This is a genomic window from Paraburkholderia sp. SIMBA_054, from assembly GCF_046534875.1.
In the GTDB taxonomy this organism is placed as follows: Bacteria; Pseudomonadota; Gammaproteobacteria; order Burkholderiales; family Burkholderiaceae; genus Paraburkholderia; species Paraburkholderia hospita.
Window position 1 is genome coordinate 1 of sequence record NZ_JAWRXV010001536.1, and the last position, 242, is coordinate 242.

Genomic DNA, 242 nt, shown 5'->3' on the forward strand with positions numbered 1-242 from the left:
GTGGTTCGTTCGGGGCGGGCAACTACTCGATGTGCGGACGGGCGTACTCACCGCGGTTCCTCTGGACCTGGCCTGCGAGCCGCATCTCTGTGATGGGCGGAACGCAGGCCGCATCAGTGCTCGCCACGGTCAAGGAGGATCAACTGTCCGCTCGAGGCGAGTCGTGGAGCGCCGAGGAGCGCGGCGAGTTCGAAGCGCCGATCCGTGAGCAGTACGAGCGCCAGGGGGAGCCCTACTACGCG

1 protein-coding gene is annotated in these 242 nt (G+C 67.4%); it reads left to right on the forward strand.

The genetic code is table 11. The annotated features are described in order from the left end of the window. Nucleotides 1-242: carboxyl transferase domain-containing protein (locus SB822_RS60180; RefSeq protein WP_410859524.1), on the forward strand; the 242-nt coding region annotated here is incomplete at both ends.